The 23455-nt window shown below is 41.8% G+C and carries 20 protein-coding genes; 14 read left to right on the forward strand and 6 right to left on the reverse strand.

Annotated features, from left to right (window positions below; all coding sequences use genetic code 11):
• Positions 1 to 84: 84 nt before the first annotated feature.
• The gene (locus tag C3Y93_RS07430) at positions 85 to 696 is read right to left on the reverse strand and encodes a class I SAM-dependent DNA methyltransferase (protein ID WP_104852552.1); all 612 of its coding nucleotides are present in this window, start codon (positions 694 to 696) and stop codon (positions 85 to 87) included.
• A 236-nt stretch (positions 697 to 932) separates the two neighbouring features.
• Between C3Y93_RS07430 and C3Y93_RS07435 the strand changes: the two genes are divergently transcribed.
• Entirely contained in the window at positions 933 to 2459 is a 1527-nt protein-coding gene (locus tag C3Y93_RS07435) for a fumarate hydratase (RefSeq protein WP_104852553.1), read from the forward strand.
• A 101-nt stretch (positions 2460 to 2560) separates the two neighbouring features.
• Here C3Y93_RS07435 and C3Y93_RS07440 read toward each other — a convergent pair whose 3' ends face one another.
• From C3Y93_RS07440 to tig, 4 genes are all read right to left on the reverse strand, one after another.
• Positions 2561 to 3277, reverse strand: coding sequence for a DUF2846 domain-containing protein (locus C3Y93_RS07440; protein ID WP_104852554.1), 717 nt, complete (start codon positions 3275 to 3277; stop codon positions 2561 to 2563).
• A gap of 192 nt (positions 3278 to 3469) precedes the next feature.
• Complete coding sequence (gene clpX / locus C3Y93_RS07445; RefSeq protein WP_004974856.1) at positions 3470 to 4780, reverse strand: ATP-dependent protease ATP-binding subunit ClpX; 1311 nt, start codon at positions 4778 to 4780, stop codon at positions 3470 to 3472.
• Between the two features lie 29 nt (positions 4781 to 4809).
• Positions 4810 to 5415: an ATP-dependent Clp endopeptidase proteolytic subunit ClpP gene (gene clpP, locus C3Y93_RS07450; protein WP_004974855.1), complete on the reverse strand. Its 606-nt coding sequence runs from the start codon at positions 5413 to 5415 to the stop codon at positions 4810 to 4812.
• Between the two features lie 190 nt (positions 5416 to 5605).
• Complete coding sequence (gene tig / locus C3Y93_RS07455; protein WP_104852555.1) at positions 5606 to 6937, reverse strand: trigger factor; 1332 nt, start codon at positions 6935 to 6937, stop codon at positions 5606 to 5608.
• Between the two features lie 265 nt (positions 6938 to 7202).
• Here tig and C3Y93_RS07460 point away from each other — a divergent pair, with 265 nt between their 5' ends.
• From C3Y93_RS07460 to C3Y93_RS07495, 8 genes are all read left to right on the forward strand, one after another.
• Positions 7203 to 9392 carry a TonB-dependent receptor domain-containing protein gene (locus C3Y93_RS07460; protein ID WP_104852556.1) on the forward strand — a complete coding sequence of 730 codons (2190 nt, stop codon included), beginning with the start codon at positions 7203 to 7205 and terminating at the stop codon, positions 9390 to 9392.
• Positions 9393 to 9685: 293 nt separating this feature from the next.
• The gene (locus C3Y93_RS07465; protein WP_104852557.1) at positions 9686 to 11920 is read left to right on the forward strand and encodes a catecholate siderophore receptor Fiu; all 2235 of its coding nucleotides are present in this window, start codon (positions 9686 to 9688) and stop codon (positions 11918 to 11920) included.
• Between the two features lie 159 nt (positions 11921 to 12079).
• Positions 12080 to 12763 carry a Fe2+-dependent dioxygenase gene (locus C3Y93_RS07470; RefSeq protein ID WP_104852558.1) on the forward strand — a complete coding sequence of 228 codons (684 nt, stop codon included), beginning with the start codon at positions 12080 to 12082 and terminating at the stop codon, positions 12761 to 12763.
• Positions 12760 to 13860: an alpha-hydroxy acid oxidase gene (locus tag C3Y93_RS07475; protein WP_104852559.1), complete on the forward strand. Its 1101-nt coding sequence runs from the start codon at positions 12760 to 12762 to the stop codon at positions 13858 to 13860. Before C3Y93_RS07470 ends, C3Y93_RS07475 begins: the two co-directional genes overlap by 4 nt.
• A gap of 235 nt (positions 13861 to 14095) precedes the next feature.
• Positions 14096 to 15793, forward strand: coding sequence for a 2-isopropylmalate synthase (gene leuA, locus C3Y93_RS07480; protein WP_104852560.1), 1698 nt, complete (start codon positions 14096 to 14098; stop codon positions 15791 to 15793).
• Positions 15794 to 15886: 93 nt separating this feature from the next.
• Positions 15887 to 17047 carry a homoserine O-succinyltransferase MetX gene (gene metX, locus C3Y93_RS07485; RefSeq protein WP_104852561.1) on the forward strand — a complete coding sequence of 387 codons (1161 nt, stop codon included), beginning with the start codon at positions 15887 to 15889 and terminating at the stop codon, positions 17045 to 17047.
• Complete coding sequence (metW, locus tag C3Y93_RS07490; RefSeq protein ID WP_104852562.1) at positions 17047 to 17640, forward strand: methionine biosynthesis protein MetW; 594 nt, start codon at positions 17047 to 17049, stop codon at positions 17638 to 17640. The genes metX and metW overlap by 1 nt, the downstream gene beginning before the upstream one ends.
• Positions 17637 to 18224 carry a tetratricopeptide repeat protein gene (locus C3Y93_RS07495; RefSeq protein WP_104852563.1) on the forward strand — a complete coding sequence of 196 codons (588 nt, stop codon included), beginning with the start codon at positions 17637 to 17639 and terminating at the stop codon, positions 18222 to 18224. Before metW ends, C3Y93_RS07495 begins: the two co-directional genes overlap by 4 nt.
• Before the next feature lie 50 nt (positions 18225 to 18274).
• Here C3Y93_RS07495 and C3Y93_RS07500 read toward each other — a convergent pair whose 3' ends face one another.
• Complete coding sequence (locus C3Y93_RS07500) at positions 18275 to 18520, reverse strand: cytoplasmic protein (RefSeq protein WP_104852564.1); 246 nt, start codon at positions 18518 to 18520, stop codon at positions 18275 to 18277.
• 107 nt (positions 18521 to 18627) lie between these two features.
• On the opposite strand from C3Y93_RS07500, the gene rdgB reads away from it, so the two are divergent.
• From rdgB to C3Y93_RS07525, 5 genes are all read left to right on the forward strand, one after another.
• Positions 18628 to 19263 carry an RdgB/HAM1 family non-canonical purine NTP pyrophosphatase gene (gene rdgB, locus C3Y93_RS07505; RefSeq protein WP_104852565.1) on the forward strand — a complete coding sequence of 212 codons (636 nt, stop codon included), beginning with the start codon at positions 18628 to 18630 and terminating at the stop codon, positions 19261 to 19263.
• A gap of 176 nt (positions 19264 to 19439) precedes the next feature.
• Complete coding sequence (gene tatA, locus C3Y93_RS07510; RefSeq protein ID WP_104852566.1) at positions 19440 to 19664, forward strand: Sec-independent protein translocase subunit TatA; 225 nt, start codon at positions 19440 to 19442, stop codon at positions 19662 to 19664.
• A gap of 18 nt (positions 19665 to 19682) precedes the next feature.
• The gene (gene tatB, locus C3Y93_RS07515; protein WP_104852567.1) at positions 19683 to 20147 is read left to right on the forward strand and encodes a Sec-independent protein translocase protein TatB; all 465 of its coding nucleotides are present in this window, start codon (positions 19683 to 19685) and stop codon (positions 20145 to 20147) included.
• The gene (gene tatC / locus C3Y93_RS07520; RefSeq protein WP_104852568.1) at positions 20144 to 20929 is read left to right on the forward strand and encodes a twin-arginine translocase subunit TatC; all 786 of its coding nucleotides are present in this window, start codon (positions 20144 to 20146) and stop codon (positions 20927 to 20929) included. Before tatB ends, tatC begins: the two co-directional genes overlap by 4 nt.
• Positions 20930 to 21101: 172 nt before the next feature.
• Positions 21102 to 23417 carry a PhoX family protein gene (locus C3Y93_RS07525; RefSeq protein ID WP_104852569.1) on the forward strand — a complete coding sequence of 772 codons (2316 nt, stop codon included), beginning with the start codon at positions 21102 to 21104 and terminating at the stop codon, positions 23415 to 23417.
• Positions 23418 to 23455: the final 38 nt, after the last annotated feature.

A 23455-nucleotide genomic window follows, 5' to 3' on the forward strand; every position in this document is an offset into this window, starting at 1 on the left:
TCGAATGGGCTTTTTTTATGGTTTTTCACTTTCTACGCTCAATTCTCAATCATTGTTCCACATTATTATTGAGCATAACGAATATCAAAACTTCTGCGCCAACCACACCGTATGCCCTGCACAATCCTGATCTTCAGCCTGCATGTCCAATACCTTAAACCCATGTTGTGCTAACAATTGACGGTATTCTTCTTGCGATAAACTGGCATGATAGAGAGCCTCACCAAACATTTCCCCGATTGCCTCGCCTGCTGCTGGCCCACTTGTAAACATCAATACGGCATTGGGTTTAGACCACTTTGCAAATTGTGTAAACATGCCATGCTGGTCTTGTGGCGTTAAATGAAAAAAACTATCCCACGCCAAAATAGCATCAAAGCGCTGATTCAATTCTACAGAACGCATATCGGCTTCAATCCAACATTGTGATGGAAAATGTTCTCGTGCCATTTCCAGCATGGTGTCTGAACTATCCACACCTGTAAGCTGATGCCTGTGTTGTAATAGATACGCTGCAATTGGACGGCCTGAACCACAACCTAAATCTAAAATTTTGGCCTGCGCAGGTAAATAACGCAGCAAACGATCCAGCCAGTTTTTCTCATATAGCACCTGACCACGTAAAGCCGTCCACGCTCGGGCATGCCTTTTATACATTGGGATAATCTGAGCCGCCAAAGCAGAGGAATCTGTCATCACATAACTTCAATATTGAGCAAATAGAGTTCTGAACATAGCGGAAAATTTAGCCTTAAAGAAGCAAAATCAGTGCATATCGCAATGTTTATTTTTGCTTGATCTTTCATCAATCTCCCACAGCCCATGTGCGATATTAAACTTTCGCCCAAAGCTTGATCAAAGTGCCCACAACGACCACATTTTGTCTTATAATTTAGTCCGCTAGCTATCCGCCCGCTCAAGAGATTTTTGATATGACAACTATTATCAAGCAAGAAGACTTGATCACTTCGATCAAAGACGCGCTTCAGTTTATTTCCTACTATCATCCACAAGACTTCATCCAAGCGATGAGCCGTGCTTATGATCGTGAAGAAAACAAAGCTGCGAAAGATGCGATTGCACAGATCTTAATTAACTCACGTATGTGTGCAGAAGGTCATCGTCCAATCTGTCAAGATACTGGTATCGTAAACGTATTCCTTGAAGTGGGCTTAGACGTTAAATTTGATTTAACCATGAGCTTAGATGATGCAATTAACGAAGGTGTACGTCAGGGTTACCTAGAAAACTCAAACGTGCTTCGTGCATCTGTATTGGCTGATCCTGCATTTGGTCGTAAAAATACCAAAGACAATACCCCTGCAGTAATTCACTACAAACTCGTTCCAGGTAACAAAGTTGATATTACGGTTGCTGCTAAAGGTGGTGGTTCAGAAAACAAATCTAAATTGGCCATGCTGAACCCATCTGACTCAATTGTAGACTGGGTACTTAAAACTGTTCCAACCATGGGTGCAGGCTGGTGTCCACCGGGTATGCTTGGTATTGGTATTGGTGGTACTGCTGAAAAAGCCATGATGCTTGCAAAAGAAGCACTCATGGAAGAAATCAACATGGACGAATTATTACGTCGTGGCCCACAAAACAAAATGGAAGAGCTCCGTATCGAGATCTTCGAGAAAGTAAACGCATTGGGTATTGGTGCTCAAGGTTTAGGCGGCTTAACTACAGTACTTGATATTAAAATCAAAGACTATCCTTGCCACGCTGCGGGCAAACCAGTGGGAATGATTCCAAACTGCGCTGCAACACGTCACGCACACTTCCAGTTAGATGGTTCAGGTGTTGCACACATTCAAGCACCTAAACTGGATGACTACCCAGAAGTGACTTGGGACTCTTCTAAATCTAAACGTGTAGATTTAGACAACATCACTCAAGAAGAAATGAACACTTGGCAGCCGGGAGATACTTTATTATTAAACGGTACGATTTACACAGGTCGTGACGCTGCACACAAACGCATGGTCGACATGATCAACAATGGTGAAGAATTGCCAGTCGACTTAAAAGGCAAGTTCATTTACTACGTTGGCCCAGTTGATCCTGTTGGTGATGAAGTGGTTGGCCCTGCAGGTCCAACAACAGCAACACGTATGGACAAGTTCACACGCCAAGTATTAGAACACACTGGTTTGTTCGGTATGATTGGTAAGGCGGATCGTGGTCCTGCAGCAATTGAAGCTATTAAAGACCATAAAGCAACTTACCTTATGGCAGTAGGTGGTGCAGCCTATCTTGTATCTAAAGCTGTACGTGAAGCAGAAGTAGTTGCTTTTGAAGACTTGGGCATGGAAGCAATCTACAAGTTCAAAGTTGAAGATATGCCTGTTTCTGTTGCGGTAGATGTAAACGGTACATCAATCCACGCCATTGCACCAAAAATCTGGCAAGCTAAAATTGGTAAAATTCCTGTTGTAGACGCTGCAGCAGAATAATTTTCCAATACAGTGATAAAGAAAAAGCACCCAACTTTGGGTGCTTTTTTATGCATGCTAGAAATGAATAAAAGCAATGCGCGAGATAAAGATGAAAAACCTTACCAGGTTCTAGGATCCCACAACTTAAATGGCTGGGTTAAATGCACATCTTCTGCAGGGTCATATTTCTCATGCTTAATTTTTTGTGGCTTTTTGCGTAACTTGCCTGTGTGCTGATCTTCCGCAACAAAGTTATAGCTTTCTGTTTTCAGTTGAGTAAATGCTATTTCCTGTTGCGCCGTACTTGAAGGCATGAGCATTAAAGGCCCTGAAACCTCTTTGCGGGTACTCAAGTTTTCTTCATCATATTTAATAAAATACGACTGCCCTGCCTGCACCTGAAAATCCAAATACTTCGGTTTTTGGAAATGTAATGCACCTAAAGGACGACTCACACTCAGACGATACGCGCCCGGTGCAAGTTCAATCCAGTAATAATGATTGTGCAATAAACTTGGAATCCGATGCTTATTGATAAACATACTGGTCGCGACAATTTCCTGTCTGTTCCATTTGGAATCTGGCCGATATAAATACACGATTGCAGCATCAGCATGTTGTGCCTGAACAGGTTTAAAATTTTGCCCTAGTTTTTGATTGACCCAACCACCAATGGTCATCATGCCCAAACGGTGTTGTTCTACAAAACCAGGTTTTTGTTCTAAATCTAAAACTTTTAAGGTACTAGGTGGTTGCGTTTGTTGCACCACGTTTTTTTTGCCATGACATCCCAGCAACATTAAACTGGTCACGACCAAAATTGCGACACCACGCATGTCTATCCCTCACTGCGTTTCTTATTTTTGTAAATCACGTTTTTGAAATCACGCTGCAAATTCATTTTGCAATTGTTGTTTTGAATAATGGGCATCCACGCCTAGGTCTAAGATTAACACTGCCTTGATTTTTTTGACAATAAAAAACGTGCCGAAACCTAGCGTTTCGGCACGTTTCAGACGAATAGCGTATTAAGCAGTTTTGCTGTCTAATACTTTTAAGTCAATTTTTTCTGCTGCAGGTTCTTCTGTTTGAGGCTGACGTTCGGTCTGAAATTCAGGTTTAGCACCTTCTTCAATCACCGCTTCAGTCACTACCACTGTGCCAACATCGGTACGGCTTGGCAAGTCGTACATGGTTTCGAGCAAGGCATTTTCCAGAATTGAACGCAAACCACGCGCACCTGTATTACGTTCAAGGGCTTTTTTCGCCACTGCACGTAATGCCGCATCTTCAAAGACTAAATCGACATTTTCCATCTCGAATAAGTATTGATATTGACGGGTTAAGGCATTTTTCGGCTCGGTCAGAATTTGCATCAATGCATCTTCATCTAGCTCGTCTAGCGTTGCAATTACAGGCAAACGACCAATGAACTCTGGAATTAAGCCAAATTTCACCAAATCGGTTGCTTCTACCTGACGAAATAAATCAGACAATTTCTTGCCTTCATCTTTTTTCTTCACGTCTGCCGTAAAACCAATGCCGCCTTTTTCTTGGCGTTGCTGCACAATTTTCTCTAAACCAGAGAATGCGCCACCGCAAATAAACAAGATATTTGAAGTATCAATTTGAATGAATTCTTGCTGCGGATGCTTACGTCCACCTTGAGGCGGAATAGAAGCCACCGTGCCTTCAATCATTTTGAGCAAGGCTTGCTGAACACCTTCACCAGACACATCACGAGTAATTGATGGGTTTTCAGACTTACGCGTGATCTTGTCAATTTCATCAATGTAGATAATGCCTTTTTGTGCTTTTTCTACATCGTAATCGGCTTTTTGCAACAGCTTTTGCACGATGTTTTCGACATCTTCACCCACATAACCCGCTTCGGTTAAAGTCGTGGCATCTGCCATTGCAAAAGGCACATCTAATAGACGTGCTAAGGTCTGTGCAAGTAAGGTTTTACCCGAACCCGTTGGACCTACCAACATGATGTTACTTTTTGAGATTTCGACAGCATCGCCTGCTTTATGCGCCTGATTGCTCACTTTTAGGCGTTTGTAATGGTTATATACTGCAACCGATAAGGTTTTTTTCGCAGTATCTTGACCAATTACATACTGATCAAGCGCAGCACGAATTTCATGTGGTTTTGGCAATGGACGTGTTGCCCAATCACCCGACTCAACTTGTTGACTGGTCTGAACCAAGTCTAAGCATACGTCCACACATTCATTACAGATGTATGCGTCCTCGCCTGCAATCAGCTTCCCGACTTCAGACTGCGTTTTACCGCAAAATGAACAATGTTTTTGTCCCTGAGGATGTTCGGACATAGTCACTCCAATATCTCAATCTTTAAAACTTATGGACGTTTTGTTAAAACTTCATCCACAAGACCGTATTCCTTCGCTGCCTGTGCAGTCATAAAGTTATCACGGTCGGTATCTCTTGCGACAGTTTCATAGTCCTGACCACTATGTTCTGCCATTAAACGGTTTAAACGCTCTTTAATGAATAGAATTTCACGTGCATGAATTTCAATATCAGATGCCTGACCACGGAAACCACCGAGTGGCTGGTGAATCATGACACGTGCATTTTCAAGACAATAACGCTTACCTTTTGCACCTGCGTTGAGCAGAAAAGCACCCATAGATGCCGCTTGTCCCATACAGTAAGTCACAACGTCAGGCTTAATAAATTGCATGGTATCGTAAATTGCCATACCTGCAGTCACAGAACCGCCTGGTGAGTTAATGTATAGGTGAATATCTTTATCCGGGTTTTCTGCTTCTAAAAACAACATCTGCGCCACAATTAAGTTGGCCATATTATCTTCGACTTCACCCGTCAAAAAAATGACACGTTCACGTAAAAGACGTGAATAAATATCAAAAGAACGCTCACCACGAGAGGATTGTTCAACCACCATGGGCACTAAAGCATTTTCAATTGTTGGAACATACATATGGTTATTTATTCCTAAATTCTTGTGACACGACTCATGTTCACAATATGAGGGATAATTGTCTAAATTGCAAAATATTCACAGCTTAAATCGTAGATATTTTGAGTTAAATGTTGTCGATCTGTGAAAAACCCAAAAACTGCGATGCAATAAAAAAGGCGCACAAAGCGCCTTTTTTACCTAAAGCCTATTAGCCTTGTTGACGAGCTTGTTGCTCTTTCAATAAGTCTTCATAGCTTACAGATGTATCAGTCACTTTTGCAGAAGCCAAGATGTGATCTACAACCTGATCTTCTAAAACAACTGCTTCGATTTGTGAACGCTGTTGTTTGTCGTTTTTGAAGTATTCAATCACTTCGCTTGGATCTTCATAAGAAGAAGCCATGTCTTCGATGTAAGCATCTACACGCGCTTGATCTACTTCAAGTTTAGCATTTTCTAATACTTTGCTAACCAATACGCCAAGTTTTACAGATTTTTCAGCTTGTTCTTTGAACAATTCATCTGGAAGCATGCTTGAGTCAAATGCTTTTGCACCTTGCGCACCAAACTGTTGTGTGAATTGCTGAATCATTTGTTGACGTTGACGGTCAATTTCTTGAGCAACCATTGCAGACGGAATTTCAACTTCGTTTGCCGCAACGAGTGCATCAAAAGTTGCGCCTTTTACTTGGTTACGTAAACCGTTTTTCACTTCACGTTCCATGTTTTTACGAACGTCAGCTTTTAACTTTTCTACGCCTTCTTCTTCAGAAATACCGAAGATTTGTAGGAATTCAGCATCAATTTCTGGAAGTTTTTGCTTTTCAACCAGCTTCAATGTGATTTTGAATTGTGCTGCTTTACCTGCAAGGTTCGCTGCTTGGTAGTCTTCAGGGAAAGTTACATCAATCACTTTCTCTTCGCCTTTTTTCATGCCCACGATACCATCTTCAAAACCAGGAATCATGCGACCAGAACCAAGTACCAGTTTAAAGTCTTCAGCAGCACCGCCTTCAAACTTCTCGCCATCTACAGTGCCTTCAAAATCAAAAGTCACTTGCATGTCTTTTTTCGCCATGCCTTTGGTTTCTGCCCAAGAAGCACGTTGCTTTTGAAGATTTTCAAGCATTTGCTCAATATCTTTGTCGTTCACTTCTGAAGACTTACGTTCAACTTCTAAACCTTCAAATTTCACTTCAACTTCTGGATAAACTTCAACAGTCGCTTCATATACTAAAGCGTCGTCTTTCATTTCAGTTTTTTCGATATTTGGCATACCAACAGCGTTGATTTTTTCTTGTTGGATTGCTTCAAAAACGGTATCACGAATAATGTCGTTCACCACTTCTTGATAAATACCCGCACCGTATTCACGACGAACAACGTTTACAGGCACTTTACCTGGACGGAAGCCGTTGATCTTCACAGTTTTGGCAGTGCGTTTCAAGCGAGCTTCAAACTGCTCGTTAATACGGCTCGTCGGTACAGATACATTTAAACGACGGGCAACGCCCGAAACCGCTTCAGAAGTTACTTGCATGGCTTCCTCGATATAGTTAGTAATAACAGTTTATAAAAAAGTGCCACATTATATGACAACATTAAAGGATATACAAAATACGTTCTGATCTCGACTGAATTTTTTTAATCGACACGCTATTTTCTGTAAATTTTCAACTTTGTGTATATTTCTTGTTGTAAATAAGAATCCTTATCATTATTATTAGCCAACTCCTTCATGAATGATTCTAATTACCATATAGGTCTGAATTAGGATCATTGATTCATATTAGAGATATAATTTTATGGCTAAGTTCAACCTACACCCGCTGTGTCTTGCATTACTTGGGGCAACCTCTACTGCTGTTTTCGCAAATACCTCTACCGATGCGACTTCAACCCACCAACTTTCCACAATTGTGGTTTCAGCGGCAGGTTTTGAACAAAAAATTAAGGATGCACCTGCATCAATTACTGTCATTAGTGCAGAAGATTTAAAAAATAAACGTATCAACTCCGTTGCTGATGCCTTGGTTGATGTGGAAGGGGTTGATATTAGTCCAACAGCAGGAAAAACAGGCGGACTAAATATTCGTATTCGTGGGATGGATGCTGAATATACGTTGGTACTGATTGATGGCCGCCGCCAAAACAGTACAGGTGATATTACCCCTAATGGTTTTGGTGAATCAAATAACAGTTTTATTCCGCCAATTTCTGCAGTTGAGCGAATCGAAATTATCCGAGGACCCGCTTCTACCCTTTATGGCTCAGATGCCATTGGCGGTGTCGTTAATATTATTACCAAAAAAGTTTCACCAGAATGGACAGGTGCTGTCACACTCGAAGGGACAATTAACCCAAACTATTCAGATTTTGGCAATCAACGCTCAGTAGATGCCTACGTTACTGGTCCTTTAATTCAAAATTTACTTGGTATTCAATTACGTGGCCGTAAAGCGGAACGTGATCAATCTCATGTAACCCCAGATGCCAATTCAGATACCGAGTTATCTCAAGGTAACAGCCCAACCAAATCTGATTTAGAAACTCTTGGTGTTCGCCTAACACTAACACCTAATGATAATCATGATATTTCTGCTGAATATGAGCAAACCGAACAATGGTATGACAATAGTAAAGGGCAATTGGGTACCTTAGGTGCAGATGGAGGATACAACTCCTCTCAAGAATATAATCGTGAAAAAGTGGTTCTAGCCCATACTTGGCGTACCAATATCGGTACTTTAGATTCAAGTATTAGCAATACTCAGACCGAAACTGTAGGACGTTTAATTCCAGCACGTGCTCAGAATTTATCCAAAACTGTCACACCTCGCTTACTTGAGAGTGAAGATACTATTTTTGATACAAAGTTCACCACACAACACTTTAGTGGGCACAACATAACACTAGGCGGTCAATGGTGGGATGCAAGCATTAAAGACGGCTTACGTGTGAATAAAGAAGTTTCTTTTGATCAACTCGGTTTATTTGCAGAAGATACTTGGGCATTGACGGATAGCTTAGCTCTGACTTTAGGTCTACGTTTTGATGATCACAGCACTTTTGGTGATTTTTGGACACCTCGTGCGTACCTCGTTTGGAATGCAAATGACAATTGGACATTTAAAGGCGGATATTCTGAAGGATATAAAGCACCACGTTTAGAGCGCTTAACCAATGGTATTTATAATGTCAGCGGCCAGGGACGTAACCCAGTTTTTGGTAATCCTAATTTAAAGCCAGAAACAAGCAACAACTTTGAGTTAGCTGCATATTTCAATAATAACGATAATTTTGATGCCAACATTACTGCCTTCTATAGTCAGGTGGAAGATAAAATTGTAAATGGTAATGCTGAACTAAAATGTGACACAGATACCAATAAAGCAGCCTGTGAAGCATTTATGGACTCCATTGGAACACCGTGGACCATGGATTATTATAAAAGCAAAGGGCAAACACGAGCAGACTCATGGAATGTTACTCGTCCAACTAACGCAGAAGAAGCCGAGGTTTATGGAATCGAAACTGGTTTCAATTGGGAGTTTATCCCTGCTTGGAAATTTGGTCTAAATTACACTTGGACAGAAACCGAAATTAAAGATTCCAAGTTGGGTAATCCACCTTTAAACGATACTCCTGAACATATTGTAAATGCTTCTTTAAAATGGCAAGCAGCTGATTACGTGAATCTATGGGCTCGTGGTGAATACCGAAGTGAGCGTGCTCGTTTTACATCAACTTATGAAAACTTAACTGCTGCCAACCAAAAGGTTTATGATGAATTAGGTGACTTTAAATCTTATGCCTTATTCCATATTGGCTCTAATTTTACCGTAAACGATAATTGGGATATTGGTGTCGCACTGTACAATGTTTTTGATAAAGACTTTACCGATTACGAACTAATTGATGGCAGTTATTACAACCGCCACAGCAACACCCAAGAAGGTCGCCGTGTTCAATTGAGTACAACCTTTAAATTCTAAACTCGCTTTATATTTCTCAAACCCTGCTTCGGCAGGGTTTTCTGTCTTTATTCCCAAGCCTTTCACGTTTACATCGTTTTATTAAATAAAAATATTGATAATGATTATTATTTTCAAATAAGAATCAAAGGAAAGTGTCATCCCACACATTGTTGTTGATAATGATTCTCAATACAATTAGCAACACTTGTTATAGACGTCATAACAACAACTTCACACTTTATTCATCTTGAACTAAAAACGCTGAATAAAGCGTGGCCTCCTGTTGGTTTACATTTAGGGAACTACCATAAATGGCACAGATCAAAAGCCGCAAACACAATCGCTCTGCGCAACTGATGGCTTTAGCCGCCTCTCTTCCACTACTTGCACATGCCGCAAGCCCTGAAGATGACGTCACCCACTTACCTACCATTACGGTTAAATCAGAAGCCGAAAGCAAATACAAGGCAGACAGTTTAAGCTCTGCAAAATACACACAGCCGTTGTTGGATACTCCACAAACCATATCTGTAATTAAAAAAGAAATTTTGCAGGAGCAAGGTGCAACCTCGTTGGTTGAAGCCTTACGCAACACTCCAGGCATTACCCTGCAACTTGGTGAAAATGGTAATACCAGCGCAGGCGATGCCTTTCAAATGCGAGGTTTTTCTACCCAAACCTCAACTTATGTCGATGGTATTCGAGATTTAGGTGCTATCAGCCGTGATGTCTTTAACCTTGATCAAATTGAAGTGGTCAAAGGCCCATCAGGTTCAGAAGCAGGTCGTGGTGCGGCTTCGGGTTATATCAATTTGGTGAGTAAATTACCGCAAAGTGAAAACAGTCAGGAAATTTCTGCCAGCTATAACACCGCAAAACATGCCCGACTCTCAGCAGACATTAACCAAGTCATCAACCCCAATACGGCATTTCGTCTGAACATGATGGGGCAAGAAGGTGGTGTGGAAGGACGTGACTATATCGAAAATAACAGTTATGCCATCGCCCCTTCTCTTGCTTTCGGATTAAACACGGCCACTCGTTTATATTTGTATTCTCAACACATCAGACAGCGCAATATTCCAGATGGTGGTATTCCAACAATCGGCATGCAGGGCTTTTATAACTCAGACTCGCTGTTAGCGACTGCACCTAAAGTCAATCGGGAAAACTTTTATGGTCATGTCAATGACTATGAAGATGTCGATGCAGATATGTTTACTGCAAAAATTGAAAGTGATTTAACAGATCGACTCAAACTGACCAACATCACCCGTGTAGGCAAAACGCAGATGAATCGGGTGCTGACAGGGATCAATACGGGTGCTAGTGGTTTAAGAACCAATGGTTCACCTGACCCAGCACAATGGGAAGTGAATCGCTCCCGCCAAGGAGTTGATCAGGAAAATAAGATTCTGGCCAATCAAACCACTTTAAATTTCGATCTACAAACTGGCGCTGTTGAACATGATGTTGTTGCAGGTATGGAGTTTTTAAAAGAACAGCAATCCAGCAAACTGTTGGCCACACAATTGCCAGGTGAAGCGACCGTCAATACACCTTGGGCTAATCTTTATCGACCTGACCGCAATCAAGCCATGCCAGCGCTTATTTATAATGGCGGTTATACCAATGGTGAAACCCAAACTGCCGCAGCTTATTTATTCGATACTTTAAAATTTGGAGAGCGTTTCCAGCTGAACGGCGGTGTTCGGGTCGATTATTATGAAACCGATTATCAGGGCTTAACTTTGCCGCGAGGTGGTAATGCCTTGGTCGCCAAAGACCTCAGTACGCACGACACATTGTTAAGCTGGAAACTTGGCGGTGTGTATAAACCTACTTTAAATAACAGTGTGTATGCCTCTTATGCCAAATCATTGACTCCGCCAGGCAGTGCCAACTTCACGCTGTCTGAATCAGGCAATGATGCCATTAATGCGCAGCCTCAAGAAACCCATCATTATGAAGTAGGCAGCAAATGGGAGTTATTGCAAGGCAAACTTGCTATGGCTGCTGCAGCGTATCGTACAGAAAATGAAAACCAATCGACCATAGATCCAATTTCTCAGCTTGCAGTACAAGAAGGTAAAAAGCGAGTCGATGGCGTTGAGCTGAGTGCTGTGGGGCAAATTACCGATGCCTGGAATATTTCTGCAGGCGTTGCCCACATGAAAGTTAAACAACTGAATCAACGTTCATCGAGTAGCACAACATTATCTGAACGCTGGTCACCTGAATGGACTGCAAGCTTATGGTCAACCTACGACTGGGCAGGCTTTAAATTTGGTTTAGGCGCTCGTTATGTTGATGAACAAAAACGTGTAGTCACTGACAGCACCGCACCTGCCAACATGCCGAATATCCCAGGCTATGTCGTCATTGATGCTTTGGTAGGCTACAACTTTAACAAACACGCTTCACTAAATCTGAACCTCTACAACCTTGCCGATAAAGAATATATCAGCACCCTTAACAATGGTGGTGGTCGTGTGGTTCTTGGACAGCCACGCTCGGCAACGCTTAGCTTGAATTACAAGTTCTAAGTAATTGCAATAAATCTATAGCGTAGCTCAAAAGAGACTATATAGATTGGTTCGGGCGATGAGTCGCTTTCATAGCACAGATCGCTCGAACTTTTACTGCTGAACCATAATGTCGAGTATTCAATTTTTTGAATTATAACTTTCACAGGAAGAATCAATATGATGCTTCACATTCCTAACGTACTCAGTAAAGTGCAAGTCCAGCAAATTCGGGCTGAGTTAGACAGTGCATCGGCTTGGCAAAATGGCCAATTCAGTGCAGGCGCACAAGCACAGAAAATTAAACAGAATTTACAATTTGACCTGCAGCATCCGAGCTATGTAACTCTGTCACAAGACATCCTCAGTGCACTAAAACAACAGGCTTTATTGCAGTCCTTTGCCTTGCCGATGCACATTCTGCAACCCATGTTCAATTGTTATCAAAACACAGCAGCCTATGGCAATCATGTTGATAATGCCGTGCAATATTGCGCACAGGTACAACGTCCGATTCGCACAGATGTGTCCATGACCCTGTTTTTAAGTGAGCCTGAAGAATATCAGGGCGGTGAACTGATTATTGAAGACAATTACGGTAGTCATGAAGTCAAACTCAGTGCAGGTGATGCCATCGTGTACCCTGCTACCAGTTTACATCGGGTCGAACCTGTTACAGCAGGTCAACGAATTGCAGCGTTTACATGGTGTCAAAGTATGGTCAAAGATGACTGGCAACGCAGTATGCTGTTCAATTTAGATATGACTATTTTGCAATTGCGTCAACAACTTGGAGATACAGCAGAAGTATTGGCACTAACCGCACATTATCACAATCTGATTCGTCAATGGAGTCAGTTATGAATACCACGCCATTGGCAGCTTTGAATCACATCCCGCCACATTTACACACCATTGCCGACTATCAAAAACAGGCGCAATTACATTTAGATGCAGCCACTTGGGCCAATTTAGAAGGCGCTGCAGGCGATGAATATAGTCTGAACAACAATTTACGTGCGTTTGCCGATATTCAATTATTGCCCCGTCATTTAAATACTTTTGCAGGGGCAAATACGCAAATTCAGCTCTTGGGCGAACAGTATCCACACCCAATTTTTTTAGCACCCGTGGCTTACCAACAACTGTTTCATCCACAGGGGGAAATTGCTACAGCGCAAGCGGCAGCCGCCCTACAAGCCCCCATGATTCTCAGTCATTTAAGTACCACTTCAATGAGCACACTGAATCAGGTTTCGGGCACGGCAAAATGGTTTCAACTGTATTGGCAAGGCAGTCGTAAAGCTGCTTTGGATTTGATTTTTCAAGCGCAACACTATGCCTATCAAGCCATTGTACTCACGGTTGATGCACCGCACATGGGCATTCGAGATCGGGAACGTCGCGCTGCTTTTCAATTGCCTGCACATATTCGGGCGGTATATCAATCATCTGTAAATACCACTCCGCTTAAGGAAAATCAGCACCCTCTTTTTGATGGATTGATGCAGCAGGCTGCCACATGGGAAGATATTGCTTGGTTGCTACAACACAGTCCACTGCCTATTTTACTCAAAGGTATTTTACACCCTGCCGATGCACAACAGGCGTATCAATACGGCGTACAAGGGATTATTGTGTCTAATCACGGTGGTCGAGTTTTAGATACCGCAGTCAGTCCAATTCAAGTTTTAAGTACTATCCGAAAAATTTTACCGCACGATTTCCCTATTCTATTGGACAGTGGTATCCGCCGTGGCACAGATATTTTTAAAGCATTAGCCCTAGGGGCAAATGCAGTATTAATTGGACGGCCATATATTTATGGCTTGGCAGTTGCTGGTGCATTAGGGGCAGCGCATAGCATCAAGCTCTTAAAAGAAGAATTTGAAGTGAGCATGGCACTTATGGGAACAAGCAGCATTGAACAGATTAACAACAGTTATATTTATCAGAAATAAAACAAATAACAGAAAAAATTTTCACAGGTATGGCTATATTTGTAAAAAACAGGGAATTATTACCCTTGCAGATCCATTAACATACAGATATTGGTTTACAAGTGCCATGATTCGACTTTTAGCGATAGTCTCCTGAAAATAGCTTGTAAATTGATAGAATAGACACAATCTATATTTATAGTAAGTTGCCGTTATCCACGACCGATGCAACCGCTACTATTCAAGGAGTTTTCACATGATGCTGGCAGATCCAAGCAAAAAATACCGTCGTATGTACCAGCGCGTCGACTTACCAGACCGCCAATGGCCAAATAACGAAATTACCAAAGCGCCAATCTGGATGAGTACCGACCTACGTGACGGTAACCAAGCGATCTTTGAGCCAATGAACATTGAACAAAAATTCAAAATGTTCCAAATGCTTGTGAAAATTGGTTTTAAACACATCGAAATTGGTTTCCCATCGGCATCTCAAGTTGACTTCGATTTCACGCGTAAATTGATTGAAGAAGGTCATATTCCAGATGACGTATATATTGAAGTATTGGTACAAGCACGTGACCATTTAATCGCACGTACTTTTGAATCTTTACAAGGTGCAAAACGTGCAATTGTGCATATTTATAATGCCAACTCGCCTACCTTCCGCCAAAAAGTCTTAAATGTAGATGTTGCGGGTGCCAAACAATTGGCCATTAACGCTGCAACCAAAGTAAAAGAATATGCAGCGAAGCAACCTGAAACTGAGTGGGTATTCCAGTACAGCCCAGAATGTTTCACTGCAACTGAGTTAGAAGTGGCTAAAGATGTTTGTGATGCGGTAACTGAAATTTGGGAAGCATCGCCAACCAATAAAGTCATTTTAAACTTGCCTGCAACAGTGGAAGTGTCTACACCAAACGTGTATGCAGACCAAGTTGAATGGATGCACCGCAATATTGAGCGTCGTGATGGTGTGATCATTTCAGTACACTGTCACAATGACCGTGGTTGTGGTATTGCCGCTTCTGAATTGGCCATCATGGCGGGTGCAGACCGTGTAGAAGGTTGTGTATTTGGTAACGGTGAGCGCACAGGTAACGTAGACGTTGCTGCGATTGCGTTGAACATGTACACCCAAGGTGTTGCACCAGAGTTGGATTTCTCAAACATCAACGAAATTATTGCAACAGTTGAAGAATGCACAGGCTTGCCAGTACACCCTCGTCATCCGTACGCAGGTGACTTAGTCTTTACTGCATTCTCTGGTTCACACCAAGACGCAATTAAGAAAGGTTTTGAGTTCCAGAAAAATGAAGAAATTTGGGATATGCCTTACTTGCCAATTGACCCGAAAGATTTAGGTCGTGACTATGACGCAGTGATTCGTGTCAACTCACAATCGGGTAAAGGCGGTATTGCTTACTTGTTAGAATCGAACTACAACGTGACTTTGCCGCGTCGTTTACAAATCGAATTCTCGCAAATTGTGCAACAACGTACCGATGAACAAGGTACAGAAATTAGCGCAAGCGAAATTTGGAACTTGTTTAAAGAAACTTACGTTGCGGTAAAAGATGCACAATATGCAACACAAAACTACAAATTGTCTGATGAAAATGGCAATCAGGTCATTGAACTAGATGTTGTAGTAAATGGTGAAACGCAGCACTTACGTGGCGAAGGCAATGGCCCAATTTCAGCGATTTTAAACGCATTGCAATTGCCAATTGATGTCTTGAACTACGAAGAGCGCAGCATTAGCTCGGGTGCACATGCAAAAGCGTTGGCTTTAATTGAATTGCAAGTGAAAGGCACAGGTAAATCTGCATTTGGTGCAGGGGTTCATGACAACATTGTGACTTCATCAATTGATGCGATCATTGCTTGTACAAATCGCTTGATTGAGCAAGGTGTATTAAGCACGGATCAAGTGGTTGCTGCCGCAGTTTAAAGCGCTGCAAACGCATAAAAGCATTTTGAAAAGGATACCCCAAGTGGTATCCTTTTGTTTATTCATCCTCAGGATTTAAGGCGAATTATTCCCGTGTCTTTTCCAGCTGACTCAGTAGGCATTGTTGTTCCAGAAAAGTTCCAATTTGAAGAACCCCTAGAGCTCGAATGTGGCCGTGTTCTACCCCGCTTCGAACTGATGGTCGAAACCTACGGCACGCTCAATGCCGACAAATCCAATGCTATTCTGATCTGTCATGCGTTGTCAGGGCATCATCATGCTGCAGGTTATCATCATGCCGACGATAAAAAAGCAGGCTGGTGGGATGCCTGTATTGGCCCGGGAAAAGCCATTGATACCAACCACTTTTTTGTGGTGGCCTTAAACAATATTGGCGGATGCAACGGCTCGACTGGTCCAACATCGCCAAACCCTGAAAATGACAATCGCCCTTATGGCCCAGATTTTCCATTGGTCACTGTGCGAGATTGGGTCAAAACCCAAGCCATGCTGTCTGACCGTTTAGGCATTGAGGTTTGGTATTCAATTATTGGCGGCTCTTTAGGTGGCATGCAGGCTTTGCAATGGTCGGTTGATTATCCTGATCGTCTGAAAAAATGCGTCATTATTGCCAGTGCACCAAAACTCTCCGCACAAAATATTGCTTTTAACGAAGTCGCGCGTCAGTCGATTTTATCTGACCCAGATTTTCATCATGGGCGTTATTTGGAACATGACAGCTATCCAAAACGTGGATTGATTTTGGCGCGCATGGTTGGACACATCACTTATTTGTCTGAAGAAGCCATGAAACAGAAATTTGGTCGTGACTTAAAATCTGGCAAGTTTATGTATGGCTTTGATGTCGAGTTTCAGGTCGAAAGCTATTTACGCTATCAGGGCGAACAATTTAGCCGTAATTTTGATGCCAATACCTATTTAATTATGACTAAGGCACTGGATTATTTTGATCCTGCACGTGAATACGAACAATCCTTACAAAAAGCCATGGCGAACACAAAATGCAAGTTTTTAGTGGTGTCTTTTACCACCGACTGGCGTTTTAGCCCTGAGCGTTCGCAGGAAATTGTGGATGCCTTAATTAGCAATCATAAGCCTGTCAGCTATTTAGATATTGATGCCGAACAAGGACACGATTCGTTCTTGTTCCCAATTCCACTATACGTGAAAGCCATGCGTGCATTCTTGGGTGGAACAGAACATCTTCAAGCAACCCCACAGGAGGCCGTGTAATGCGTCTTGATCAGCAACTTGCCGAAAAGTGGATTAAACCGAATTCTAAAGTACTCGATTTAGGTTGTGGCGATGGCGAACTGTTGGCTCACATGAGCAAACAGCATAATATTCGTGCATACGGATTAGAAATTGATCAAGAAAAGATTGCAATTGCGATCAGTCGCGGATTAAATATCATCCAACAAGACTTGAATTTGGGGCTTAGCCGCTTTGCCGACCAGTCTTTTGACTATGTGGTCATGGCACAAGCCTTGCAAGCAGTAGATGCACCTGACGTATTATTAAGAGATATGGTGCGTGTGGCTAAACAGGCAATTATTACCTTTCCAAACTTTGCGCATTGGAAGACTCGCTCTTTTCTCGCCTTAAAAGGAAAAATGCCTGTTTCAGACGCATTACCTTATATGTGGTACAACACCCCAAATATTCATTTATGTACGTTTCGTGATTTTGAGGCACTTTGTGCCGAAAATAATATTCGCATCATTAACCGACTTGCCGTGAATGGGAATCAACAAGATAGTTTACTCAGTAAGCATCTGCCTAATTTGTTTGGTGAAGTCGCAATTTATCGAGTGAGCGCTCTATGAAAAAACTATTATTAAGCACCACGCTATTGGTTGGACTGTTGAGCATTCAAGCCCACGCAGATTATGTTCCACCATCTTCTGTAGCAAGCCAAGCAGCACAATATTCTGTGATGGATATTAACGGCTTAACGAAAGCAGCCAAAGCAGGTCAAGCAGGCGCACAATTTTACTTAGCGACTAAATATCAACAAGGTAAAGACGTACAGCAAGACAGCCGTCAAGCGTTTGCTTGGTACAAAGCTGCGGCAGATCAAGGTTTATCTGCAGCGCAATTGAATGTAGGCCGTATGTTGGCAGATGGCATTGGCACGAAAAAAGACGAAGTCTTGGCACGTCAATATTTTGAAAAAGCAGCCAGCCGCGGCGACAACCGCGCAAGCTTTAACCTTGCCATGATGGAAGAACAAAAGAAAAACTATATGGGCGCATATCAGTGGTATGAATTATCTACCCGTGATGGCATGCTCGATAACAAAGTGATTTCTTTGTCTGAAGGTAAGAAAACTGCATTGGCAGCGAACTTGACCCAAGAACAAATTCGTCAAGCACGTGACCGTGCCGACAAGTGGATTCAAGCGCAATAAATCCAACCGCGTTTAATTTCATTAAAAGCACCTTCGGGTGCTTTTATATTTTATTCAAAATAAGCCTGATGCATGGCCTTTAGCAGTTCAGGGGTTAATGCTTCTACCGATGCAGAACCCAATACGGCGTCTATACCACAATGCGGGCAAATTGCGGTTTGCTCGTCATCACACCAATCTTCAATTTCACTATAATCAAAAATTTCAAGACAATAAAAGCAACCACAATGCTCACTTTGCTGGAGTAATGCGCGATGCTGGCTTGAATCACGATATAGTTCTGAAATTTTTCTCACACTTGTCCCCCTTCTACTTTTTAAAAATAAATCTATGCAAGATTAACCTTTTAAATCTGAAAAATCCGTTAAAATATGCCCTATTGTTTTCAATTTAGATCTAAATTATGACTGCAACTGATTGGCGCGCTCAAGGCACTTTGGTTTTAGCAAGCAACAACAAAGGCAAAATTGCAGAATTTGAAACCTTGTTTGCACAGCTCGACTTACCTGTACAGGTGATTCCACAAGGTCAGCTCAATATTGAAGATGCGGTGGAAGATGGTTTGAGCTTTGTCGAAAATGCTATTTTAAAAGCTCGCCATGCCGCAAAAATTTCAGGCAAGCCTGCCATTGCCGATGATTCAGGTTTATGTGTGCCAATTTTAGGTGGTGCGCCAGGTATTTATTCTGCACGTTTTGCAGGCGAACATGGTAATGATACTGCCAACAATGAAAAACTGCTCAATAAACTCAAACCACTACGTCAAGATGGTGAAGCCATTGAAGGCATGTTTGTCTGTGTTTTAGCCTTGGTTGAACATGCCGATGACCCACTACCTAAAATATTTCAGGGGATTTGGAAAGGGGAAATTTTAGCAGAAACCCGTGGTGAAAATGGTTTTGGCTATGACCCACTGTTTTGGTTACCTGAATTAGGTGTGTCGAGTGCTGAAATGTCGAAAGCAGAAAAAAATAAAATCAGTCATCGTGGTCAGGCCATGCAGCTGTTTAAAGATAGCCTACAAGCTGAATTACCGTAACAACTGCTAAGTCAAATCTTAATTGTTCAAATACAACAGCCTGTGGTCATGTACAGGCTGTTTCTTTTTTCCAAATTTATATTCTTTAATCCCCTGTCTTTAAATCGCAACACATTCGTCACCGCATTGTCATACAGACCTGTTGAGATAGGCTCAACTATTGAGAGGTCTAAATCATGGCAGGATTATCTATTTGGCACGTGCTGATTTTTGCAATTGTGGTCATTTTATTATTTGGTACATCTAAACTGAAAAACTTAGGTAAAGATGTCGGTGGTGCAGTCAAAGATTTTAAAAAATCAATTAAAGACGATGAAGCTGAAACAGCTCAACTCAAAGAACCGCGTACCATCGAACATCAGGCCAACAGCAGTGATGTCAATTCGACAGTAAAACACTAAGGCTGAGGGTTTGAGATTATGCTCAATATTGGAATGACGGAACTGCTGATTTTCGGCATCATTGCATTATTGGTGCTGGGTCCTGAGAAACTTCCAGAAGCTGCGCGTTTTGTTGGAAAATGGTATGGCAAAGTAAAACGTATGGTCAGCAATGTTCAAAACGACATCGACCGTGAATTGCGTTTATCTGAATTACGTGAACAAATGCAGCAAGAAATGGCACGTATTCAAGAGCTTGAAGCAAAAATGCAGGCTCAGATGTCCGAAATGAAAAATGAAAAAATCTTTGATGATGCAAAATCATCGACAGACTCAAAACAGGCATCTTTAAACAACTTACAACAGCAGTTTTATCAACCTGTTGAAAATACAGAAAAACAGTGCATGGTGCGCATCCCTAAAGCGCCAGTGCGGACTGCATCAGCATCTATCTCACCCATCCAAAATACAACAACATATACTGAAATGAAGGTCGCGGTATGAGTCAGCCCAATTCTACTCAGCTTCCTCATTTGGCAGTGAAGTCTGAGCAACCTGCATTAGAAGAAATGCCAATTACCAAGCACCTGATGGTACTGCGTAAGCATCTTTTTAAAATTGTCGGGTTAATTATTGCCTTATTCTTTTGTTTATTGCCATTTGCCAATAAAACCTATCAGGTCTTGTCAGAGCCCTTACGAGCACAATTGCCACATACATCGACCATGATTGCGACTGATGTTACCGCAACCTTTATGGCGCCGTTTAAACTAAACTTTTTTGTCGCGCTGTTCATTGCGATGCCATTTATTTTGTATCAGATTTGGGCATTCGTAAAACCAGCGTTATATGAAAAAGAAAAAAGTTTGGCGCTGCCTTTGCTGATCGGCAGTATTTGCTTGTTCTATATCGGAATTAGCTTTGCTTACTTTGTCGCCTTGCCATCCATTCTGCACTTTTTCATTAGCGTTTCCCCTGAAACAGTCGCCCCGATGACCGACATTAATAGCTATCTTACGTTTTGTTTGAAGCTGTTTTTGGTTTTTGGTTTTACCTTTGAGATTCCAATTGTCACACTTTTGCTGATTATGATTGGTGTCGTGTCTACGCAAACTTTGGTTGAAAAACGTCGCTTTATTATTGTTGGCTGTTTTTTTGTGGCCATGTTTGTCACACCGCCAGACGCTTTATCGATGATCATGCTTGCCATTCCGATGTGGATGCTGTTTGAAATTGGTTTGTTTTTTGGCAAATTAATTGAGAAGCGCCGAGTCAGTCACAGCTAATCTAAAATATTGAATTTTAAAAAGAAGCACATGGTTGCTTCTTTTTTTGTGCGTGTAGATCACAACTGAACGGATTTAATCAGTTTGACACATAAGCTTAACCCGCATGTCATGTTTAGCCACTAATTTACATATAACTTTCAAACGACTAAGCAATTTGCTAGGAAAAAAAATGACTGATTTTATGCCTTACAATGAAGATCAAGAGTTAGATAATAACACTTCAGACAATACGCACTTTCGTGACATTCTAGAACAACGCATGAGCCGTCGCAGTTTAATTAAAAAAACTGCAAGCGGTGCAGCAGCTTTAGCTTTAGCTTCTTCTTTATCTGCATGTAGTGATGATGATGAAGATACAAATGTAACACCACCAACAAGTAAAGAAGAACCCAATACCAAGCCTGAAACATTAACATTTAAAGCTGTAGATAAAAATTTAAATGATATTGTTACTGTTCCTGAAGGTTACCAAGCAACTGTATTATATGCTTTAGGTGACTCAATCAATCCTTCTTATAGCAATTGGAATGCAGATGCAGATGTTCCATCTGGCCCAAGTTTCCAATTCCGCTCTGGTGACTGTCACGATGGCATGAGCTATTTTGGCTTAAGTACTAAAACTGGTCGTTATGATGAAAATGCATCAGATCATGGCTTATTGGTTTTGAACCACGAATATATCAACCAAACCTTCTTACATCCAAAAGGCGCAACTAAAAAGGATGGACGTCGCCCAGAAGATGAAGTGATTCGTGAAGTAAATGCACACGGTGTTTCAGTCGTTCATATTAAGAAAAATGCTGAAACTCAAGCTGTAGAGATTGTGAAGTCATCACCATTTAACCGTCGTATTACAGCTTCGACTGTCATGGATTTTGCAGGGCCTGTAGCTGGTTCTCCATTACTGCACACAGCATTCTCTCCCGCTGGTCGTCAAACTCGAGGCACACAAAATAACTGTGGTAATGGTTATACACCATGGGGCACTTATTTAACTGCTGAAGAAAATTTTATTGGTTATTTCCAACGCTCAGGTACAGACCAATACTCAGCCCGTAGTGAAGCTGAAAAAATAGCACTTAAACGCTATGGCTTAGGCTTAGAGATCTCTTATCAAACTGAAAAAAATGCAGACGGTAGTGTTAAACGTGATGCGAAAAACAACATCATTTATATTTTAGATGCCGATGGTAAAAAAATTCCAGAACGCGATGAGCAAGATCGCATCGTGTATTTGAATAAATCTTCACGCTATGGTTGGGAAACAGCAGTAGCCGGTTTTGAATCTCAAGACATGTATGATCGTTGGGCTGCTAACGTAACCAAAGAGTCTGCAACTCAAGACTATCGTAATGCGCCAAATACATTTGGCTGGATTGTAGAAATTGATCCATTCGATAGCCGCTCAAACCCAGTAAAACGTACTGCATTAGGTCGTTTTGCTCACGAAGACTGTCGCGCCAGCCGCGCAATTGAAGGGCAAAAATTTGCATTCTATATGGGCGATGACTCGCGCGGTGAGTACATCTACAAATTTGTATCAGATGCAACATGGGATCCTAAAGATGTGAATGGTGGCTATCGAGCTGGCGACAAATATATGAATTCAGGGAAATTCTATGTCGCTAAATTTAATGCATCAGGCACAGGAGAGTGGATTGAACTGGCTTATGGTAAAAATGGCTTAACCGGAACAAACGCTATTTACCCATTTAGCTCACAAGCGGATGTCCTTACTTTTGCTCGTCTTGCAGCAGATGCTGTAGGAGCTACAAAAATGGATCGTCCAGAATGGGTTGCTGTAAACCCTGAAAATGGTGAAGTGTACGTGACTTTAACCAATAACTCGAACCGTGGTTCAAGCTATGCAACAGATCCTGCAAACCCACGTAACTACACCGATCCTGAAGGTGGTAAAGGTAACGTCAATGGTCATATTATCCGCTTTAAAGAAGAGAATACTGCAGCAACATCATTTGAATGGGATATCTATCTATTTGGTGCTGAAGCAAGTATGGATCCGACAATTAACCTTTCTAATTTAAGCGATGCAAACGACTTCTCAAGTCCAGATGGTATGTGGTTTGACCCACGTGGTGTTCTTTGGATTCAAACAGATGATGGCGCATATACAGATGTTACAAACTGTATGATGTTAGCAGCACTACCTGGTCAAGTTGGTGATGGCGGTGTTGTAAAAACTGTTGGTGATCAAAGTACAATTGCTGGTGCTCAAGTCACCGATAAAAACTTACGTCGCTTCCTTGTTGGGCCAAAAGAATGTGAAATTACAGGTGTAACCATGACACCTGACTACAAAGCAATCTTTATTAACGTTCAGCACCCAGGTGAAGATTCAAAGAGTTTTGATGCGCCAAGCAGCCATTGGCCTGCAACACAAACTGACATGAACAATAAAACTGCACGTCCTCGTTCAGCAACGGTTGTCATCACCCGTAAAGACGGCAAAGCAATTGCTGGATAACATCCATAAATTAAAAATGCCGACATCACGTCGGCATT

The sequence above is a fragment of the Acinetobacter sp. SWBY1 genome, from assembly GCF_002946595.1.
In the GTDB taxonomy this organism is placed as follows: domain Bacteria; phylum Pseudomonadota; class Gammaproteobacteria; order Pseudomonadales; family Moraxellaceae; genus Acinetobacter; species Acinetobacter towneri.

Coding starts and splice junctions, on each gene's coding strand:
- C3Y93_RS07430 (WP_104852552.1), bottom strand. CDS start 696: ATGACAGATTCCTCTGCTTTGGCGGCTCAGATTATCCCAATGTATAAA.
- C3Y93_RS07435 (WP_104852553.1), top strand. CDS start 933: ATGACAACTATTATCAAGCAAGAAGACTTGATCACTTCGATCAAAGAC.
- C3Y93_RS07440 (WP_104852554.1), bottom strand. CDS start 3,277: ATGCGTGGTGTCGCAATTTTGGTCGTGACCAGTTTAATGTTGCTGGGA.
- clpX (WP_004974856.1), bottom strand. CDS start 4,780: ATGTCCGAACATCCTCAGGGACAAAAACATTGTTCATTTTGCGGTAAA.
- clpP (WP_004974855.1), bottom strand. CDS start 5,415: ATGTATGTTCCAACAATTGAAAATGCTTTAGTGCCCATGGTGGTTGAA.
- tig (WP_104852555.1), bottom strand. CDS start 6,937: ATGCAAGTAACTTCTGAAGCGGTTTCGGGCGTTGCCCGTCGTTTAAAT.
- C3Y93_RS07460 (WP_104852556.1), top strand. CDS start 7,203: ATGGCTAAGTTCAACCTACACCCGCTGTGTCTTGCATTACTTGGGGCA.
- C3Y93_RS07465 (WP_104852557.1), top strand. CDS start 9,686: ATGGCACAGATCAAAAGCCGCAAACACAATCGCTCTGCGCAACTGATG.
- C3Y93_RS07470 (WP_104852558.1), top strand. CDS start 12,080: ATGATGCTTCACATTCCTAACGTACTCAGTAAAGTGCAAGTCCAGCAA.
- C3Y93_RS07475 (WP_104852559.1), top strand. CDS start 12,760: ATGAATACCACGCCATTGGCAGCTTTGAATCACATCCCGCCACATTTA.
- leuA (WP_104852560.1), top strand. CDS start 14,096: ATGATGCTGGCAGATCCAAGCAAAAAATACCGTCGTATGTACCAGCGC.
- metW (WP_104852562.1), top strand. CDS start 17,047: ATGCGTCTTGATCAGCAACTTGCCGAAAAGTGGATTAAACCGAATTCT.
- C3Y93_RS07495 (WP_104852563.1), top strand. CDS start 17,637: ATGAAAAAACTATTATTAAGCACCACGCTATTGGTTGGACTGTTGAGC.
- rdgB (WP_104852565.1), top strand. CDS start 18,628: ATGACTGCAACTGATTGGCGCGCTCAAGGCACTTTGGTTTTAGCAAGC.
- tatA (WP_104852566.1), top strand. CDS start 19,440: ATGGCAGGATTATCTATTTGGCACGTGCTGATTTTTGCAATTGTGGTC.
- tatB (WP_104852567.1), top strand. CDS start 19,683: ATGCTCAATATTGGAATGACGGAACTGCTGATTTTCGGCATCATTGCA.
- tatC (WP_104852568.1), top strand. CDS start 20,144: ATGAGTCAGCCCAATTCTACTCAGCTTCCTCATTTGGCAGTGAAGTCT.
- C3Y93_RS07525 (WP_104852569.1), top strand. CDS start 21,102: ATGACTGATTTTATGCCTTACAATGAAGATCAAGAGTTAGATAATAAC.